11 protein-coding genes are annotated in these 19,498 nt (G+C 71.2%); 3 read left to right on the forward strand and 8 right to left on the reverse strand.

All coding sequences use genetic code 11. The features are described 5' to 3' along the window. Positions 1-40: 40 nt before the first annotated feature. Positions 41-4,525 carry a tetratricopeptide repeat protein gene (locus OG390_RS44175; protein ID WP_406175889.1) on the reverse strand — a complete coding sequence of 1,495 codons (4,485 nt, stop codon included), beginning with the start codon at positions 4,523-4,525 and terminating at the stop codon, positions 41-43. Positions 4,526-4,534: 9 nt separating this feature from the next. After that, positions 4,535-4,867, reverse strand: a complete 333-nt coding sequence (locus tag OG390_RS44180) for a CU044_2847 family protein (protein WP_406175890.1) — start codon at positions 4,865-4,867, stop codon at positions 4,535-4,537. Between the two features lie 204 nt (positions 4,868-5,071). Between OG390_RS44180 and OG390_RS44185 the strand changes: the two genes are divergently transcribed. Together OG390_RS44185 and OG390_RS44190 are read left to right on the forward strand one after the other, a co-directional pair. Continuing rightward, entirely contained in the window at positions 5,072-6,214 is a 1,143-nt protein-coding gene (locus OG390_RS44185; protein ID WP_406175891.1) for a hypothetical protein, read from the forward strand. A gap of 4 nt (positions 6,215-6,218) precedes the next feature. Beyond that, positions 6,219-7,199 (forward strand): hypothetical protein, encoded by a 981-nt coding sequence (locus OG390_RS44190; protein WP_406175892.1) that lies wholly within the window; start codon positions 6,219-6,221, stop codon positions 7,197-7,199. A gap of 52 nt (positions 7,200-7,251) precedes the next feature. On the opposite strand, the gene OG390_RS44195 is transcribed toward OG390_RS44190, so the two are convergent. The 6 genes from OG390_RS44195 to OG390_RS44220 are packed head-to-tail and all read right to left on the reverse strand — an operon-like array spanning position 7,252 to position 16,307. Next, positions 7,252-9,207 (reverse strand): Hsp70 family protein, encoded by a 1,956-nt coding sequence (locus OG390_RS44195; protein WP_406175894.1) that lies wholly within the window; start codon positions 9,205-9,207, stop codon positions 7,252-7,254. After that, positions 9,200-10,138, reverse strand: a complete 939-nt coding sequence (locus OG390_RS44200; RefSeq protein ID WP_406175896.1) for a hypothetical protein — start codon at positions 10,136-10,138, stop codon at positions 9,200-9,202. Before OG390_RS44200 ends, OG390_RS44195 begins: the two co-directional genes overlap by 8 nt. 25 nt (positions 10,139-10,163) lie before the next feature. Continuing rightward, entirely contained in the window at positions 10,164-11,747 is a 1,584-nt protein-coding gene (locus OG390_RS44205; protein WP_406175898.1) for a WD40 repeat domain-containing protein, read from the reverse strand. Next, on the reverse strand, positions 11,734-14,265 hold the full coding sequence (locus OG390_RS44210; RefSeq protein ID WP_406175900.1) for an AAA family ATPase: 2,532 nt from the start codon (positions 14,263-14,265) through the stop codon (positions 11,734-11,736). The genes OG390_RS44205 and OG390_RS44210 overlap by 14 nt, the downstream gene beginning before the upstream one ends. A gap of 6 nt (positions 14,266-14,271) precedes the next feature. Next, positions 14,272-15,678, reverse strand: coding sequence for a hypothetical protein (locus OG390_RS44215; protein WP_406175902.1), 1,407 nt, complete (start codon positions 15,676-15,678; stop codon positions 14,272-14,274). Continuing rightward, positions 15,675-16,307: a 4Fe-4S single cluster domain-containing protein gene (locus tag OG390_RS44220; protein WP_406178232.1), complete on the reverse strand. Its 633-nt coding sequence runs from the start codon at positions 16,305-16,307 to the stop codon at positions 15,675-15,677. Before OG390_RS44220 ends, OG390_RS44215 begins: the two co-directional genes overlap by 4 nt. Positions 16,308-17,422: 1,115 nt before the next feature. Here OG390_RS44220 and OG390_RS44225 point away from each other — a divergent pair. After that, a complete protein-coding gene (locus tag OG390_RS44225; RefSeq protein WP_406175903.1) occupies positions 17,423-19,474 on the forward strand; it encodes a phosphocholine-specific phospholipase C in 2,052 nt (683 codons plus the stop codon). Positions 19,475-19,498 lie beyond the last annotated feature (24 nt).

Below are 19,498 nucleotides of genomic sequence, written 5' to 3' on the forward strand. Positions count from 1 at the left end.
TGGGACAAGCCGGAGGGGGACGCGGGAAGTGCCTCCGATTTCACAGCGGGGCGTTGTCGGTCGGGAGCGCCGCGAGGAGTGGCCGTGCCTCGTCTTTGTGAAGGCCGGCGGCGAGAGCCCTCTTGAACCAGTAGCGAGCCTCCTCGGGGAGCCCCTCGCCCTCGGCTATGCGACCCAGAAGGAGAAGCAGGCCAGGGTGGAGCCCAGCGGCAGGTGCGGTGAGCGAGGGGGACCGGCTGGGCGAGGGCGCCGACTGTACCAGGGCTTCAGGCTTTTGTGCATGCCGTACGGGGGGTGGTACCGCGGACTCGTGCGTCGGCGACGCGTCACTGAGTTCCGGAAATCGAGTGCCCGAGCGGCCGTGTGGGAGAGGCAGGCGGGGTGTGAGGGTTGCGTCGTCGAGGGCGGCGAGCGCCTGAGCCCTGGCCTCCGGAGAGTTCGATGCGACTGCTTCGCCGAACCAGCCGCGCGCCTCGTCCGCGTGTCCGTCCAGCATCGCCAACTGCCCCAGGATCACAAGAGCTTGAGGACGCTGTTCGAGGTCGTCCGAGCGGGCCAGCGGCAGGAGAGTCTCGCGCGCTTCCGGGCGGCGGCCGAGCCGGGCGAGCGCGCTGCCCAAATAGCGGCGGGTCAGCGGCTCGATCGCCGGAGTCACGGTGGCGAGCGCCTCCGCGAGGGTGGAACGGGCCCCTTCCAGATCATTCTCGGCGAGCAGCGCCACGCCGAGCAGGGCGAGCGCCTTTGGGGTGACGTCCTCTTCCTCCAGATCGAGCGCCGCGTGCAGATACGACTGGGCGGCCGCGGCGTCCCCGGCATCGAGCAGGTATTCGCCCCGGCCCAGCAGTGCGACGGCCGCCGCGCCCGGGTGCCCGGAGGCGGTGGCCTCGTCGAGCAGCTCCAGGGCCGCGTCCATCCGGCCCTGCTGGAGCAGGATGGCACCCAGGTGCGCCGTGGCGAGCGGAGCCATCGAGGTCGCGATCTCGCTGCCGGAGGTCAACAGGGCCTCGAAGCGCCGGGTCGCCTCCTCCGGCCTGCCCTCCTCCGCCGCCATCTTCGCGAGCTGGACACTGGCGAGGTCCGCGGCCTCGTAGGAGTCGGACTCCGCGACGTGGGCGAGCAGCGCGCGCCCCTCCTCGGTGCGCCGCTGGTACACGAAGAGCATGCCCAGGAAAGCCTTGGCGATGTCGGCCAGCGCCGAATGCGACTCGGCCTCCGCGGCGAGCAGGGCCTCGGCGCGGGGGATCTCGTCCAGGTCCGCCAGCATCAGTGCCAGATCCACCCGGGCGACGGCCGACCAGTGAGCGTGCCCGGAGTCCATCGCCTGCCGGTAGGCCGCCTCGGCTCCCGCCCAGTCGCTCCGGGCGGCCAGTGCGTCTCCGAGCATGTCCGAGGCGCGCGGTGCCAGATCGGGGTCGTCGGACTCCGCGAGCTCGGCGAGCAGGCCCGGTCCCCGCTCGTCACCTAGTCGGCAGAGCATGAGAGCGAGGTCCAGCCGAGCCATCGGCGCCCAGAGGGGGTGGTCCGAGGCGATCGCGATACGGTACGCGGCCTCGGCCCCCGGCCAGTCCTCCAGGGCAGACTTCAGGTCGCCGAGGAGGTCCGCAGCCCGGGGAGCCTGGTCGGCGTGCTGGGAGTCGGCGATCTCGGTCAGCGCCTTCCGGGCCCTGTCGTACTCTCCCGCGTGGGACCAGTACAACCCCTGGTCGGCGCGGGCCAGGGGCGCCCAGCCGGTGTGCCCCGAGTCGACGACGGTCTGGAGCTGCGCCGCCGCGGACGCGTAATCCCCCTCGGCCGCGTACACCGCGCTGAGCAGACAGCGCGCCCGCAGCGCCTGCTCCGCGTCGGTGAAGTGGACAGCGCGTTCCAGGATGGCGTGCGCCTGGTCCAGGTCCTCCTCCAGGCAGTGCAGCCAGGCGAGCGTGACCTGGGCGTGCTCCGAGGCGAAGAGGTGGTCGGAAGCCGCGGCCACGTCGAGCAGTTCACGGGCCCGCTCCAGCTCGCCCCGCTGGATGTGCAGGCCCCCCAGACTCGCCTGGGCCAGCGGTACCACCAGCTGGTTCTCCGAGGACAGCGCCGAGTGAAGCAGTTCGTCGGCGCGCTCCAGTTCGCCTTCGTCGATCAGAGCCGCGCTCAAATTGACTTGGGCGAGCGGTACGGCCGACGAGATGGCGGACTCGCGCACGGCGCGCGGCAGACTCAGTGGGTCCGCGCCGCCGGGCCGCGGCTGCGCGCTCGAGACCGGGCCGGACAGGCTGCGCTTCGCCCGGGCCCCAGCGCCGGACATCTCACCGCGTTGCACGATCATCCCACCGAACCCGGTCTCCACGAGGGGTATGACCTGGGGGTCCCCCGACGCCAGGGCGGCTTCGAGCAGTTCACGCGCTCGTACGGTCTCGCCCTGGCTGAGCAGCAGCCCGCCCAGGCTCGCGCGGGCCAGCGGGGCCGCCTGGGGATCGCCGGAGTCGATCGCGGCCTCCAGCATCTGGCGCGCACCGGCCATGTCCCCGGTCAGCTGCCGTACGGCGGCCAGATCCACATTGGCCAGCGGCACCACGTCGGACGACCCGGATCCGACGGCCTCCTCGAGCAGTTCCCCAGCCCGTGCCATGTCCTTGCGGTACATGGCCAGTTCGCCGAGCATCAGCGCCGCCCAGGCCGAGACACCGAGCTCTGTGGCATCCGTATGGGCGCGCTCCAGCGCGCTCTCGGCGACACTGCCCTCCTCCCGGGTGAACGCGGCGAACGCGACACCGAGCAGATCATTGGCGGGCACCCCCTGTACCGCCCAGTCCCAGGCGAACTGCGGGATGCTCGAGGTGTCGGGGTCGTCGCGGCCGTCGAGATAGCCGGGGAGATAGGCGAACGCCTCGTAGCGGCGGTCAGCCCGGCCGTCGTCCTCGCCCCGGTAGGCGCCGTCGTCCACGTCTCGGAGTTCACTGAGGAGCGCGATGCTTCCGGCCACCGGATCGGTCGCCCAGTCGATCCCGGTCCGCAGAGCCGGTTCGGTCGCGGCGCGGTGGCTGGCACCCGCGGCGAGATAGCGTCCGAAGAGCTCCGCCAACGCGACCCCGGTCAAAGGTACTTCGCAGCCCATGCGTTGCCAGTCGGCCGCGGCGCGGACCACGGCCCAGCCTTCGGGGCACTCCTCGCGGCCGCCGTTGAACCGCTCCTCCACGAGCGGCGCGGCGACCATCTGCTCGCCGATGCCCCGGTGGGTGAAGTCCTCCTGGGGATAGAGGCGTTGGGCCTCGGCGAGGTCCTCCTCCCGCAGCAGGCGCGGCAGGACGACCGGACGTACCTTCCCCAGAACCTGCCGGGCCGTGCGGCTGACCTCGCCCTTGGGGGCCTTGAGGCGGCTGAGCTGCTCGGAGGTGATGGTGGCGACCACGGTGACGGGAGGATCCATGCGTGCGTAGTCGTTGAGGACCCTCAGGTCCACGCCTCCGGGCCGCAGATACTCGTGGATGTCGTCGAGCCACAGCACCGCGCGGTCGCCGCCGGTGGGCAGTGGGAGTGAGGTCAGTTCGCCGGGGGCCGAGGGGGTGGACCTGGGCACGATGAGCCGGGTGCCGACAGGCAGTCGGCGGCGCAGGAGCTCGATGAGGGTACGGGACTTGCCGGCCTTGGAATCGCCGCTCAACAGGATGAACGACTGGCTCTCCAGGACCTCTTCGAGTTCCCTGTCCTCCCTGAGGCGGGGCACATAGTCCGTGTTCACGGGCTGCCGGGCCGGGTCCAGGTGGTCCGTGAGGTTCTTCGACGGGGTGACCCCGATGTCGTAGATACGGATGTCGTGGATCCTGGGCAGCTCCCCGTCGGGATCCAGTGGAAGCGCCAGCAGGCCCTCGACCTTGGCCCGTTGCTCCTCGCTGATCGGCGCGCGGATCAGCCGGCGCAGGCCCGGCCAGTAGACGGCGAGCTTGTCGACGGGGATGGCGTAGGCCGTCCGGGTGTCCTGGCGCTCGGTCGGTTTGTCGCGGGTGGCCACGATGCCGACGACGCCGCCGAGCGCGAGATCCCACACGGGCGAGCCGGAGAAGCCCGGGGCGAGGCCGTGGCCGAGCGCGGACTCTGACTCCAGCTCGATCCACTCCACTCCCGCGGGGCCGCGGATCACACCGTTCGCCGGTACGCCGTCCGTCTGGTGAGGGCCTTCGGGATAGCCGTAGACGTGGAAGGGGTGGGCGAATGTGCCGCCCTCCGTGGACACCAGCGGCGCGGCAGCGGCGAACTCCGGCAAGGGGTCCTGGAGTTCCAGCACCGCAAGGTCGCCCGTCCGCCGCTCGGGGTGCTGCGGATGCCAGCCGTCCGCGACGACCACGGCGCGCAGCGGGTCGTGGCCGTCGGACCACTGGAAGCGGACGAAGAGCGGTCCGTCGGGGCGTCGCGGCCGGGTGCCCGCGGAGGCGACATGGGCACAGGTCAGCACATGACGGTCGGTGACGAGCACGCCCGCGCCGTTGGGTGACCGGCCCTCGACCCGGGCGATGCTCACGAGCCAGGGGGCCCGCTCCCAGCGCGCCACGGCGGTGCGCTAGTCGGCCGGGGCGGCGGCCCGCTGCCGCTGCCAGCCCAGGCGTACGTTGAAGTGGCCCTCGGCCGCCGTCTTGGCGACCACCACTCCGGCCTCCGCGTTCAGCTTGATACCGAACTCGAGTTCGTATTCATCGGGCGCCAGTTGCCGCAGTAGGTCCAGTACAGCCTCGATCGTCGGCCGGGCGCCGGTCAGCATCTGATCAAGGCGACGGCTCGCCTCCAGGATGCCGTTGTCGTCACGCGCCACATTCTCCAGGCCGGGTGAGGTGTCCTCGATCTCGACGACCATGGCCGCCCCGTCCCGCGTCTCGAACCGCACCAGATCGCTCATGCGCCGCCCCCATTTGCCCGTCCGGCTTGCCCGTCCGGCCCGGTCGTAGTGCGCTCAGAGTTTAGTCCTGACTCATCGAGGTTGATTCCGAAATGACGTCATCTTCCGGGAAACCGGCGGAAGTTGGCGGCGAGGGACTAACCTGGGCCGACCGGTGCGTGGAGCGCGTCTTGGCGCGTGGGGAGCGCGGACAGGTGGTGGGCCGTGTTCGTGGGAATGGACGTCGAGGCGGGAGTCGCCGTGACCGGCACGGCCGACGGTGACCGGACGCCGGAGCCTGCTCTGTACGGCCCCGGACAGTATCTGGGCCGGGCCGGGGAGCGGGTGGAGGGTCTCGTACTGGCCCTGCCCGACCAGTGGTTCGACGCGGCCGGTGCCCAGCGACGTGAAGCGCTGTACGCGGAGCTGACCGGCGCCCTCAGCCTGCCGCTCTGGTGGTGCGTGCCCCGCGCGGTGGCCGCCGCGGCCTCGGTGGAGCGCCCCGCGGGCGAGTGGCTGGTGTGCCGGATCTGTACGGATGCGGTCGGGGTGACGCTGTGCCGCGCCTCCGGGCGGACCGTGGACCTGCTCGGTGCCGAGTGGCGTCCGGCGTCCGGGTACCAGGCGGCGGAGCTCGTACGAGACCGGGGGCGCCCGGCGCGGTCGGGCCGAGCCGTGCTGCTGCTGGCCAGGGCCCGGGCCCAGCCTCGCTATCGGGCGGCGCCACCCTGGCGGGGGAGCGGCGTGACGGCTGGAGCCGTGCTCGATGGCTTCGCCCCGGTCGAGGAGGCGCTGCGGTCGGCGATCACAGGGGTATTCGCCCGGCATGGTGCGGGCACGGATCCCCACCCGCCTCCGGATGGCGACCAACAGGTTCTGGTCGGCGGCGAGTTGAGCGGGCATCCGCTCGCCCTCGACGTCGTACGGGACGCTACCGGCGGTTTGGCGGCTCGGGAACTGGAACCGCATGCGGCGGCGCGCGGCGCGCTGCGCATCGCCAGGGGTTCGGTAAGGGCTCCCGCGCTCGCCCGCCACTCGGTCAGCCTTCGCGCCCACCGGATCCGCCGGGGAGTACTCGCCGAGGCCGACATCCCGCTGACCGTCGCGGGAGAGGCCGTGGCCATGGCGGTCATGGACCATGGCCGGCCCGTGACGGTGGACGTACCCGAGACGCACCACCCGGGCATCCGCGTACGCGCGGGCGGGCGGGAGATCGACGTGCCGTGCCCGGAGCTGCGCGCCGGACGGTACCAGCTGGGTGTGCACACGGCCGGGACCGGGCTCGGCGTGCTCGTGTTCCGGCCGGACGGCGGAGGCGAACCGGTGCTTCTCCCGCTGGGCGAGCCGACCGGACCGACTACGGGGTGACAGGGTGAACGACGAGGCGAAGACACGAATCGCACAGGCGCTGGAGCGTGGTGAGGACAACGACGCACTGCAGGCACTGCGCTGGTCCCTGGTGTGGTCGGCGCAGGCCGTCGCCCGGCTGGCCCGCACGGGGTCGGACACGGCACCCGTCGAGGCGGTCTTCCTCCTTGACGACGCCCTCACCGAAGTCGTCGGGCTGGCACGTGCCGTGACGGAGTTGCTGGCAGTCGCGGAGCCGGGGTCGGAGGTGGAGGCCTACCTCCAGGACCGGCAGAGCGAACTCGCCGAGACCCGGCGCAGGACCGAGGCATGCCGACGGGAACACGAAGGCCTGGCGAATACGGAGAGCGAACTGCGCGCGCGACTGGCGGAGTTGGACGCCGTGCGCGGTCAGGTCGCCGAACTGCGTCGCCTCGAGAGGCTGGTGGAGGCGCTGGACGAGATCGAGGCGCAGCGCGGCCTCGTCGAGGAGCGCCTGGTGCTGCTGCGAGACTGCGCGAACGGGACCGAGGACGCCGTACGGCTCGGCAGTGCCGATTTGCTGAGGCTGACGGAGGATCAACTGTCCCGGCTTGCCGGACCGGTGCGGGACACGCTGAAGCGCTCCTCGGAGGCGCAGGGGCGGCTCGCTGCCGCCGAGGCCGAGCTGGCTGACGCGGAACGGGCCGCGGCGGAGGCCTTGGCCAGCCATGCGGAGTACCGGGAGCGGCTGGCCGAACTCGACGCCTACGCCCGGGCCGACCGCCGGCTCGTGGACGTGCTGGCCCGGTTCGCGGACGCCGCGCGCCCGGTCGGTGCAGATGACTCGGGCACGGACGACTCCCTGGAGCGGGCCGGTACCGTGATCGACGACATCGAGGCACGGCTGCACGACGTGGACACGGCGCTGAGCCGGGCCCTGGGCGCCCGCGACCGGCCGGCCGGCCCGGGCCGCACCGTCATCACCTGGAACGACGAGGGTCCGGGTCCGCATCCTCTGCGCTGATGAGAGGGCTCGACCCTCCGCCGCCGTGCACCGCGACGCCTGGGCCCCGTGCTCACGAGATCAGCAACTCCGCCTCGTCCGCCAGGGCTTCGAGGTCTGCCGCGATGCCCTTGCTGATCTCGCTCGTCATCTTCTGGGCGCCTTCGTCCAGGAACTGTGCGCTGAACGCGGCGGCCAGCTGCGCCTCCTGTGACGCGGCCCCCTGCCGCAGCTTCCCGATGAGCCGGTTCTCGCCGCTGACCTTGCGCATGAACAGCGGGATGTTCGCCTCCCGTGCCTTCTCCATGGCGGCTTCCCGCACTTCGTTGCCGCCAGCGACCAGTACGAAGAAGGCGATGATCACGAGGAACGGCCCAGTCGTCGCGATGATCGCGACACCGGCGCCGAACAGGGTCGTCGCGATCACCCCGGCCACGACCACGTTCATGACCTTGGCGATGTTGTCGAGCACCTCGGTGGCGGCGGCCGAGTCGACGGGAACGGTGATCTTGTCGCCGCTCACCTGAACGGCGGGCAGCGCCATCGCCGAGGGCGGGATGTGCCACCGGCGGCAGATGGGCCGGGTCAACTCCTCCAGCTCCGGGCGCAGTTCGTTCTGCCAGTCGGCTATCACGCCGTTCAGCCGTTGGTTGCCGGGCTCCGTCAGCTCGGCGTGCAGTGCGGTGCTGATGCCTGCCGCCATGTCGTTGAGCGTCGTGATCTCTCCGTTCCGCCAGCGGCGGAACGCGGGGATCACATGGCGCTCGGTCATGCCCTCGGCGACCGCCGCCCCGAGCCGCTCGCCCAGCGAGGACAGTCGGTCCTGCACCAGCGAACCGATCCGGTCGCTCTTGATCAGCTTGCGGATGTCCGCCCGGAACCCCGCCGCGCGCAGACTCATCCGGCCCGCCAGCGCCAGCCCCCGGGCGATGGCAACCTCGGGCTCCAGGCCGAGCAGCACCCGGTCCGCGCCGAACGCCTCCCGGGCTTCCTCCTGCACGAAGTCCATCCGGGACGCCCCGCCGGTCAACAGCACCATGTCCGGCCGGCGGCCCATCCTGGTGCCCGCCTCCTGGAGCGCGTCCCGGAAGGCACGGCGCCAGGAACGGTCGCCCAGGCTCGGCTGGGGCGCGTCCACCACCGCGGTCATCTCGGCGGCCGTCAGCTCGACCTCGAAATAGACGTCGCCGGTGCGGGTGGCGACCTTCCGCATCCCGCCGACCGTGGCCTCGGGGTCGTCCGTGAACCGACTGGGATCCGTACGGAAGAACGTCTCCTTCGCCTCCCGGCACAGCAGTTCCAGACGCAACCGCTCGAACCGCGAGTCGTGCAGGGCCTCCCGGAGGGCGTCGCCCATCGGATGCCGATCGAGCTGGCGCTCCAGAATGGTCCGGTCGATGAGCCCGGCGCCCAGCTGCACCCCGGTGTCGATGGGCGGTCCGGTGTGATAACTGAGCACGCTGGTGAAGTCGGCGGTCGACGAGCCCAGGTCGATGACCAGCACGCTCCCGCCCAACCGCTCCTTTTCCAAGCTCACTTCACCCGAGTCCCGGGCGTACAGCATGGCGGCGCGCGATTCCGGCACCACCTCCACGTCGGTCAGCCCCGCCTGCCCGAGCAGCGTCGCGTAGGACCGGCGCAGCGCTGCGTCCCAGCCCGAGGGGGCACCGAACACCCAGCGCACCGGGCGGCTCCCGGCCAGGTCCTGGTCCCGTTCCCGCGCGTCACGGCCGACCTTGTCGACGAAGAGGTGGACCGGAGTGCGTACGTCGTCACAGTCGATCTCGGGTGACTTGAACGCCAGGTAGAGCGAGGTCACCCCGCGCGCGTCGGTCGCCTCACGGCCCACCAGCACCCCGCGGGTCGGATGCTCGGCGACCGCGGTGACGTGTTGCCTGCCCGCCCCGGTCGACCCGATGTCCAGGACGACGGGTGCTGCGGACTTGTCGGTGTAGGTCTTGGCGAGCGCGGTCTCGCCGTGCCCGAGGTCGAATCCGACGATCACCGTGCTGTCGGACGTCTTAGCCATCGCTGTGCTCCTTGCCCCCGTTGTTCCTCGTACCGTCGCCCTGCTCGCGCGGCGTGCCGTCACCCGTACCGTCGCCTGGTTCGCCCGACTCGCCGTTTCCCGTACGGCCGCCCCGCGTGGGCGGCGCGCTGTTGCCGGTCTCCGTGTGCGGTGCCGGCGGTCCGCCGAAGGGCCCTGTTGCCTCGCCCCGGCGCAGCACCCGCCCGTCCGTCGTCACCAGCGCGGGCTGCACCGTCCGGTAGCGCCCGTCCGCCGGTCCGGGGTGGGTGCCGAGCGTGAACAGATACTCGTTCGTGCCGTCGAAGTCGACCACTTCGATGTCGTGCCGCAGTGCCAGCTCCTTGCGCAGCCGGTCGATGTGACGCAGCGCCAGGTCCCCGTCGCTCTCGGCGTGCGCCGCCATCAAGTCCCGTATCAGATTGACCAGTTCGGCATCCTGGTGCCAGGCAATCGGTACCCGCACGGGCGGTGGCGGCTCGGCCTCGGCGAGCAGCCGGTCGGCGGCTTCCACCGCGGCCTGGAACTGTTCGAGCAGCGACGCGGTGTGCACCACCGGCCGTTGTGGCCGCCGCAGCCGCTCCTCCTCGCGCTCCCATTCCCGGCGTTCCTCGTCGTCGTCGCCCCCGCCGAGGAAGGGCAGGCGCAGTCCCGGCCGGCGCGGCGGTGGTCGGTGCCGGGGCGGTGCCACGGCCGGGGCCCGTACGGTGGACAGGGTGCCGAGGACCGCGGCGCGCAGCAGATCCAGGGCGGCGACCAGCTGTGGTCGCACCCTCGCGTCCAGCTCACCGTCCTCGTCCGCGACGCGCTCCAGCCGCGTCAGCACGGTACGCAGCGCATGCGTCACGTTCTCGGTGCCGGTCTGTTCGTCGAGGGTCAGCTCCAGCTGGGTGCGCGGCTGCCGGAAGGCCGCGCTCAGGAAGCCTCCGCTCATGGCCACTCCTCTCTGAGGCATTGCGTCAGTCGGTGCGTGGGATCGGCCACGTCCGTACGAGGCCTTCGCCGCCCGCGCTCAGCAGGTGGCCGCTCGCGGTGAAGGCCAGGCCGCGCACCATGTCCGGATGGGCGCCCACGGCGGTAGCGTCCCTGCCGTTCGCGGACCAGACCCGGACGGTGCCGCCGCTGTCCGCAGTGGCGAGGGACCCGTCCGGGCCGAACGTGACATGGCGTACCGCGCCGGTGTGACCGCCGTGTTCGGAGACGAGGGCTCGGCCGCCGCGCGTGTCGTGGACGCGTACGACGCCATCCGCGCAGCCCAGGGCCAGCAGCCGGTCGTTCGAGCCGAGCGCCAGGGCGGTGACGGGGTGGCTGGTGCCGATCCGGTCGCGGCACTCACCGGTTCTGCCGTCCCGCAGGTTCGCGCCGTCGGAGCCCCCGACGATCACGGTCGCGCCGTCCGCGGTCGCTTCGAGCGCGGTCGCCTCGGCCCAGCCGACCCGTGTGAGGGGCGCACCGCCGACTACGGCGCTGCCGAGCACCGACCGGTACACTTGGGCGTCGTCGCCGAGACTGAAGACCACACCGCTGCGCAGCCGCAGGGCGTTGACCCAGCCGTCGTGCCAGGTCAGCACGCGGAGCCGGCCCGAAGCGCCGAACGCCCAGAGCCGGACCGCCCCGTCCTTCCCGCCGGTGACCAGGGACAGCCCGTCCTCGGCGAGATCGACACAGCTGACCAGCCCGTTGTGCAGACAACGGGAGGCGATCGGCTCGGACCGCCACAGCCGCCACACGGTCACCGAACCGTCCGGACAACCACCCACGAGCCGTACGTCGTCAGGGGCGGGCCCGGTGCCGCAGACGACGACGGTGAAGCCGGCCGCATGGCGCAGCGGGGCCGGCTGCGGTTCAGGGGCCGGCAGATAGAGCGTCCGGGCGTGCGGCAGCCGCCGCCGCAGCCGGGCGAGCAGCCGCTCGGGCACGGTCCACCCGGGCAGCCGGCTGACCAGCACGGTCGCCGTAGCCGCGACACCGAGGTCCTTTGGCTCCGGCGTGCCCGGCGTGATCGCGTGGTCGCCGATCCCCCCGGCCAGCCGGAACAGCAACTCGTCCTCGTCCTGCGGCAGTTCCGGCAGGAGGTGGGTCCACGGCCACTCGGTGGCCTCGGCGTCCTCGATGCCCTGGTGGAAGACCGCGGCCCTGAGCCCCCGGACGGTGATCTCGGCTGTGACGCCGTCCAGCACCTGCCCGGACCGCCCGTGCGTCGGAGTGCTCTCGCGCTCCAACTCACGCAGTACATCGTTTCGTTCGCCGGGGCGCGGCGGCCCGCCGCGGATCAGGGACTCCAGCCGGGCCAGCCGCTCCGGAACGCCGTGCCCGGGGTACCCCGCCGCACGTGCCGCGGCCGTGAGGTCAAGGTGGCGGCGGGCGGCGGCGAGCCGTTCGTCGAAGGCGTGCCGGATCCCCGGGGTGAGCCGGCCGAGTACCAGGTTCCCGTCCAGGGTCCAGCCGCAGTGCGGGCAGTCCGGCTCGTCGGTGACGGGCGCGAGGCACACCGGGCAGCCCTCGTCCGTCGCCGTCGGCGGGGGCGCTTCAGAGATCGCCATCGGGCACATCCTCCGGGGCGAAGACCGGCGGATGGCGGGCCGAGGCGTCGGGGTCCAGTCGACGGGCCATCCGCGCCTCCATCCGGTCCAGTAGCACGCGTACGCTCCTGCCGTTGCCGAAGTCCTGGGGATGCGCGACGCGTTGGCGGTCCAACCAGACCTGGGCCCGGTGCGCCGCGGCGTCCGGAAGCTCGTATCCCGGCGCGCGGTTCCCGGCCATCCGCCGCAGGATCTCCACGAGTTCGGGCCCGGAGTAATGCGGGAAGACCACGCGCTCGGTGAAACGCGAGCGCAGCCCGGGGTTCTGCGCCAGGAAGTGCTCCATGGGTACGGGATATCCTGCGGCGACGACGACCAGCCGGCCGCGCAGGTCCTCCATCTCCCGGGTGAGGGTGTCGATGGCCTCCGCGCCGAAGTCCCAGCCCTGTTCGTGGCGCGTGAGGGCGTACGCCTCGTCGATGAACAGCACGCCGTCCAGGGCTGACTGAACGGCTTTCTTGGTCTTGAGCGCGGTCTGTCCGATGTATCCGGCGACGAGTTCGGCCCGGGTCACCTCCACCAGATGCCCGCGCGCGAGGAGGCCGAGCGCCTGGAACAGCCCGCCCACCAGCCTCGCCACCGTCGTTTTGCCGGTGCCCGGCGGGCCGACGAACAGCAGGTGCGGCGGCGGGAACGCCCCGGCGCCGTACGACTGGCGCAGCCGCAGCCGCCCCACCAGGTCTCGGATCACCTCCTTGACGGGCTCGAGGCCCACCAACTCGTCCAGCTCGGCGAGGAGTTCGTCGACCGGCGGCACCGCCTTGCGCACATACACCCGATACCGCTCCGGCAGGTCCTCGGGCTCCAGGGGCTCGCTCACCACGGCCCGTACCCGCTGCGCCCATCGGTCCTTGAGCTCCTGAGCGAGGTCGCGCAGGGCGCGGGCGTTGCCGAACTCCTCGTCGCGCGTCGCGTACATCCCCTCCGTCACCTCGCGCAGCAGGGCCTCCAGCGTGGGCGTCCAGCTCAGCCCCAGGTCACGCAGCCGACCGAGCAGGATGGTGTGCAGTTCGTCCGGTTCGTAGTCGGGGAAGTGGATGACATTGCCCGCGGGGATCCGGCTACGCAGGCCCGGATTGGAGCCGAGGAACTCCTGCACCTTCTCCGGATAGCCCGCGGCGATCAGTACGAATCTGCCGCGGTCGTTCTCCATCCGGGTGAGCAGCGTGTCGATGGCCTCCCGGCCGAAGCCGCGGCCCTGGTCGCTGAGCCGGTAGATCTCGTCGATCAGCAGGACCCCGTCGCGAGCCCGGTCCACCGTCCGGTTGGTGCGGATCGCGGTCTCGCCCACCACCCCGGCCACCAGGTCGGGGACCTCCGCCTCCACCAGGTGGCCGCGCTGCAGCAGTCCGAGATCGCGGTAGATCTCGCCGATCAGCCGTGCGACCGTCGTCTTGCCCGTCCCGGGATTGCCGGTGAAGACCAGATGCAGGGAGTCGGCCTCGGCCTTGGTGCCCAGGCCCCGGGCGCGCAGCTCGGCCTCCGCTGCCGCCCGCCAGCGCAGCCGCTCCAGGTGCTCCTTCACCGAGCCGAGCCCCACCATGTCTCGGATGCGGTCGGCGACACCGCGGTCGTCCTGGGAGCTGCCGCCGACCCATTGTCGGCGCCGCAGCTCGGCCAGGTCGAGGGGTTCACCCTTCAGCTCCCGCAGCATCGCCCGCCAGTTCTTGGCCCGCTCGGGTGCGGCTGCCATCGCCTGTGCGGTGAGCGGCAGTCTGCGCCAGTCGCCGATCCGCAGCTTTTCCTTCAGTCGGAGCACATGGACCAGCCGTTCCAGCTCCGCCGCGTGCGGAAGACCGATCGCCGCGGTGGCGCCCCGTGAGGAGCGCCCGTGCTGGGCCTGGAGGTAGCTCTCAAGGCGAGGGACGCTGCGCAGTTCGCGGACGAACTCCCGTACTTCGTCGAGCGTGCCGCGGCGGAAGACCAGGACGCACAGATTGCGGTCGCCGTGCTCGACCCACTCCGCCATCGCTGAGGCCAGCGCGCGGTCGGCGCGGTCGTAGCGCAGCGACTCCTCGGCGTGGCCGAGCACGATCGCGGTGCGGTGCTCGGTCTGCTTCATGAGGTGGTCGAGCATCATCACCCGGAACTGGTCGGTGAGCGTGGGCGGCGCCGGACCCAGCGGTCCCGTGTCCCCGCCGCCGGACGTAGAGGCGCCGGGCAGGACGCGCCGGCCCAGCGGACCGCTGAATTCGGGTCGCATCTGCCTGTCTCCGCCGACCGGGGCGGAACGACGGCGGGGCCGGGAGAGGTCCCGGGACTTCTGGTCGCGGAAGTAGAGCGGACGCGACAGCGACGAGTACACGACCCGGGCGAAACCGGCCGCGTGCAGCACCTCCCACAGCAGCTCCTCGATGCCCCGTACGCGGTAGTCGTGGCCGACGAAAATGTCGTCCACCCCCTGGCCGTGCACGACGAACAGCGGATCGCCGACTGGCAGCCGGAAACCTTCCAGGCGCTCGACGAGCCGGCCGGTCATCCCGGCTCAGCTCTCCGTGGCCGTACGTGGCAGCTCTAGCGGCCCGCTCTCCGTGGCCGTAGGTGACTCGCTCAGCGCACGGAAGTCGCGGTACACCGGATCGGGCGTACCCCGCTCCTCCTGCGCATCGGCCGCGGCGAAACCGTAGCCCCGAAGCGCCCTGGTCAACTCCGCTCCGCGCTCCGCGAGTTCGGTGTGAGAGGCGGTGTCCTGGTCGTACGACAGCACCCGCAGCACCGACGCCCCCGACTCGGCGTCCGCCGGGGCGACCTCCACGACGATCTCGTTCCGGTTGCCGTGGACGAGCCGGGCGAAGTAGGCCTCCCGCTGGTCCCGGCCCGCGTAGGTGGTCGCGTCCAGCTCGTACGCCGTCATGCCCTCGAGGGTCTGGACGACCGCCTCCGCCAGGTTCACCCGCTGCTGCGAAGCGATCAGGTGTCCGGCCGCCCGCTCGACGAGCCCGGTGAGGCGCCGCTCCAGGGCAGGTGCCCGGTGCTCCAGGATGTCGCGCAGTTCGTCGGCCTCCGGCGGCCGCCTGTCGTCCTCGACCCGCCGCTGGAGGGCCTCGGTCTCCTCGCGCAGCGCGGTGAGGTCGCCGCGCGTCCAGAAGTCGACGTCGAGGTCGACGTCCGTCAGCACCTCGCCCTCGGCTCCGCGTACGCTCTGCGAGGCGCTGTCCTCGATCAGCAGATGCGTCAGCACAAGCCGCTCGCCCGCCTGGAGCCGCAGCATCTGCCGCTCCAGGTCGCGGTGCTCCAGGTCCAGCCGCAGTTCGCTGAGTTCCTGATAGGCGCCCTGGGCGGTGGCCAGGGCCGCGTCGAACCGGCCCTGCGTGATGTTGTCCTGGGCCCGGTCGAGCGTCGCCTCCAGGCTCGCCAGCCGACCGGGGGCGTACCGCTCATGGGGGAGTGTGCCGCGGATCAGGTCGTGCATGGCGCGCCCGTCGGAGAGCGCGCCCCGGGCGATGACGGCGGCGCGCTCGCGGTCCTGGACCAGTTCACCCAACTCCTCGTTGATCCGCCGGATGTCCTCGCGGCGCTGCTGCCGCTCGGCCGCGATCTCCCTCGCCAACCGGCGCTCCTGCTCGGCGAGTTGTTCGCGGGTCTCCTTGCGCAGCTCACCCGCGGTGGCACGCAGGTCCGCGGCCGCCCGCCGCGCCTGGGCGCGCAGCCGCTGCTGGGTCTCGGTCTCCAGTCGGCGGGCCTGCTCGCTGAGCCCCTCGACCACCTGGTCCACGGAGCGCTGGCGGTCCTCGATGATGCCGAAGACCCGCTCCAGGTCGTCGTGGGTCTGCCGGCGCACCTCACGGAGCAAGGCCGGGAGATTGCGTTGGACGTCCTTGAGCCGGGACGCCTGGCGCTGCAGGCGATACCACTCCGACTCATCGACCTGGATACGCTTCCTGCCGCTCATGATCTTCCCCCGATGTGTGACTGCCGTACCTGGTCGACGGCCGCGTCGAAGACGCTGACCAGGGCGGGCGGTGGCACGCCGATCAGCAGTGCCTCGCGACCGTCGACGGCGATCTCGGCGGTCCGGCCCCGCTCCGAGAAGTCGTAACCGCATTCCGCGAGCCGTCCGGACAGCTGGTGCACGCGTTGGTTGCTGCTGCCGCGCAGACCTCGGCCGTCGTCGAGCGTCGAGACGTACAACCCGTCGATGAGGACGTCCACTTCGTCCAACAGTTCCGCCACGCTGGGCGCGGGCGGTCGCGTGCGCAACCGCTCGAGGCGGTAGCCCGAGAAGCAGACGAGTGTCGTGTCCCGGATGCGCCGCGCCGCGCGGATCAGCTCGGAGAGGCCCGCGGCCTGGCGCATCGGCTCGCCGCCGGAGAACGTCAGACCGTCGATGGCCGGATCGGCGAGCAGTTCGGTGGCCAGTTCCGCCGGTTCGGCCGAGCGGGCAGGTACGTCCGGTATCCACTCCGGGGACATGCAGCCCGCGCAGTGGAAGGGGCACCCCTGTACCCAGACGACGGAGCGCCGCCCGGGGCCGAGCGCGGTAGTGCCCACCCATGTCGCCGCAACATTGAGCGCCCCCATGAATCCCCCCGGCCCGCTGAGGTCCTGCACTCCGGCGGCTCGTCGAGCCCATCCAGAATCCACCGACTGCTGAGGGCGGTCAAGAGGGGGCGAACCACCTTCCCCAGCGTGCCGGAAGCCCCTTTCACGTCGCCTTTCTCTCTCGACCACGGGGTCACTTTCGGAACCTTGCGAAAGACGGCGATATGAGATCGGGAATGGTCGAGAAAGCTTTCACAAAGAGGGTATTGAGGGTTGTGAAGCAGCAGAATGTGGTCCGGCAGTCTCGGGCGATCGCATCCGACACGTCGCGCGAGCGGCTCCATCGTTATGCCGGGTTGTGAGTAGCACCGACATCAGGTCCGGCGTTTCGGTGATCGCGCGACAGGGCAGCCGCCGGACCTGCTGACCCAGCCCTGTGGGCCCACGGGGTGGTCTCCCACGATCGGACCGAAGCCGTCTTCGCCCTCACCGCCATGGCCACCCCGGTCGCCGCCCACCCCGGGATCGCGTCCCGCCGGGTCGTGTAGCTGATCAAGCACTCGGAATGCGCAGGTCATCGCCGCATCGACGGGCTCCGGTGCCGCAAATGGGGCTAACAACAGGTCAGCCGCGCGCCACGCGCGGGAGGTGTGTGCCCCACGGTCAACGCGCGACTTACCGGAACGCGTTGAGCAAGATCGCTTACACCGCAAGGCGGGACACGACCCGGGTGCACGCCCCGGGCAGATGCCCGCGCGCTCACCAGCCTTGATCGGCTACACCACGAGAGCGGAGGCCATCGTGAGCCGCAACTCGGCCCGCCTCGCACGAGATTCGTGACGCCTGCCACAGCCCGGCAAGGCTGTGTTCATCGGACGGCAATCGTCCGGGTGACCGGAACGCCGACGACGGTCACTCGCGCGAGCGGTCTGCGGCAGGGAGGACACCGGTGCCGACTGCGCCGCGGATTCCGGACCCCACAGCGACGGCTGGCTGACGATCCGTCCGAAACCGTTCGCCTCACGTACCGCCGACTTTCACATGGGGGCCACAGGACCCTTCCCTGACGTTTGGTGCTCTTGGAACACTCCAACCGCGCACGTTCCATCACCAACCGGCCGACCGGGCCCGTCAGGACAAGAGGTCACTCACCCATGCCTCAAGTGAATCGGCGCCGCTTCCTTCAACTCGCCGGCGGTACCGCGGCGTTCACCGCGCTGTCCAGCAGCATTCAGCGGGCCGCGGCGCTGCCCGCGCACCACCGTTCCGGCACGATCGACGACGTCGAGCACATCGTCGTCCTGATGCAGGAAAACCGTTCCTTCGACCACTACTTCGGTTCGCTGAGAGGCGTCCGGGGCTTCGGCGACCCGCGTCCGGCCACGACGTCGGGCAGCAAGTCGGTCTGGTACCAGTCGGACGGCGCCAAGGACGTGCTCCCGTTCCGGCCCGAGGCGGACAATCTGGGCCTGCAGTTCATCCAGGACCTCCCGCACGGCTGGAGCGACGGGCACGCCGCCTTCAACAAGGGCAAGTACGACAAATGGGTGCCCACAAAGTCGTCGACGACGATGGCGTACCTGACGCGCGAGGACATCCCGTTCCACTACGCGCTCGCCGACGCCTTCACCATCTGTGACGCTTACCACTGCTCGTTCATCGGCTCCACCGACCCGAACCGCTACTACATGTGGACGGGCTACACGGGGAACGACGGCAAGGGTGGCGGCCCGGTCCTCGGCAACGACGAGGCCGGGTACGACTGGACGACGTACCCCGAGCGCCTCGAAGCGGCCGGGATCTCCTGGAAGATCTACCAGGACGTCGGCGACGGCCTGGACGCGAACGGCTCCTGGGGCTGGATCTCCGACGCCTACCGCGGCAACTACGGCGACAATTCGCTGCTGTACTTCAACCAGTACCGCAACGCCAAGCCCGGCGACCCGCTCTACGACAAGGCCCGCACCGGCACCGACGCACGTAAGGGCGAGGGTTTCTTCGACCAGCTGAAGGCCGACGTCCAGGGGAAGAAGCTGCCCGAGATCTCCTGGATCGTCGCGCCCGAGGCGTTCACCGAGCACCCCAACTGGCCCGCCAACTACGGTGCTTGGTACATCTCCCAGGTCCTCGACGCGCTGACCTCCGACCCCGAGGTCTGGAGCAGGACGGCCCTGTTCATCACGTACGACGAGAACGACGGCTTCTTCGACCACCTCGTGCCGCCGTTCCCGCCGCAGTCCGCCGCGCAGGGCAAGTCCACGGTCGATGTCGGCCCGGACCTCTACCAGGGCGACGCGAGCCGAACGGCAGGTCCCTACGGCCTCGGCCAGCGCGTGCCGATGCTCGTCGTCTCGCCGTGGAGCAAGGGCGGGTTCGTCTGCTCCGAGACGCTCGACCACACCTCGATCATCCGGTTCATGGAGCGCCGCTTCGGTGTGCACGAGCCGAACATCTCGCCCTGGCGGCGCGCGATCAGCGGTGACCTCACCGCCGCGTTCGACTTCGCCCGCAAGGACACGAAACCGGTCGCGCTGCCGGACACCGACGGCTACCGGCCGCCGGACCACGATCGTCACCCCGACTTCGTGCCCACCCCGCCCGCGAAGGCGGTCCTGCCCGAGCAGGAGCGCGGCTCGCGCCCGGCCCGCCCGCTGAAGTACGCGCCCCTCGTGGACGGTTCGGCGGATACGGCGGCCGGCAAGTTCACGCTCACCTTCGGCTCGGGCGCCAAGGCCGGCGCCGCCTTCCTCGTCACCTCCCAGAACCGCACCGACGGCCCCTGGACGTACACCACCGAGGCGGGCAGGACGGTCTCGGACACCTGGAACTCGGCGTACTCGAACGGGTCGTACGACCTCACCGTGCACGGACCGAACGGCTTCCTGCGCACCTTCAAGGGTCCCGCCAAGGTCACCGGACCCGAGGTCACCGCGCGGCACGTCGGGAGCGATGTGGAGCTGACCTTCACCAACAAGGGCTCCGGCACGGTCGTCCTCAAGCTCACCAACGGCTATGGCGGAAAGTCGCTGTCGTTCAAGGTGCGGGCGGGCGGGAGCGTCCGGCACACGGTGGAGCTGCGGGAAAGCAGGCGCTGGTACGACCTGACCGTCGTGTCCGACGCGGACGCGGGCTTCTTGCGCCGGTTCGCCGGACATGTCGAGAACGGTCAGTCCGGTGTGAGCGACCCGGCGATCGCTACCGCCTGATGGTTACCCAAGTGCCGGTTGCTT

The organism is Streptomyces sp. NBC_00996, from assembly GCF_045162675.1.
Classification (GTDB): Bacteria; Actinomycetota; Actinomycetes; order Streptomycetales; family Streptomycetaceae; genus Streptomyces.